Below are 490 nucleotides of genomic sequence, written 5' to 3' on the forward strand. Positions count from 1 at the left end.
GCTGTTTGGATGGGGCGCATGCCGATCTTCTCCGCGTACGACACGACCCCGCTCGCCTACCGTCTGGTGGGGAAGGGGGAGCCACTGATCTGCCTGCCCGGCGGACCGATGCGGGCGAGCGCGTACCTCGGGGAGCTCGGAGGGCTCGCCGCCCGTCGGCAGCTCGTCCTCCTGGACCTGCGCGGCACCGGCGGATCCGGTGTGCCCGAGGACCCCTCGACCTACCGCTGCGACCGGCTCGTCGACGATGTGGAGGCCCTGCGCGCCCACCTCGGCCTCGACCGGATCGACGTACTGGCCCACTCCGCCGGGGCGGACCTGGCCCTGCTGTACGCGGCCCGCCACCCGGAACGGCTGCGGACCCTGACCCTGGTGACGCCCGGCGTCCGGGCCGTGGGCATCGTGGTGACCGACCAGGATCTGCGCGAAGCCGCCGAACTGCGCCGCGACGAACCCTGGTATCCGGAGGCACGGGCCGCCCAGGAGGCGC

At 73.7% G+C, this 490-nt stretch carries 1 protein-coding gene; it reads left to right on the forward strand.

Translation table 11 applies throughout. From position 1 onward, the window contains the following. Window positions 1-18: 18 nt before the first annotated feature. Window positions 19-490, forward strand: a 472-nt coding sequence (locus LPA54_RS37005; RefSeq protein WP_228984861.1) for an alpha/beta fold hydrolase, incomplete at its 3' end; no start/stop codon positions are given.

The organism is Streptomyces sp. DH12 (genome assembly GCF_020873895.1).
Taxonomy (GTDB): domain Bacteria; phylum Actinomycetota; class Actinomycetes; order Streptomycetales; family Streptomycetaceae; genus Streptomyces.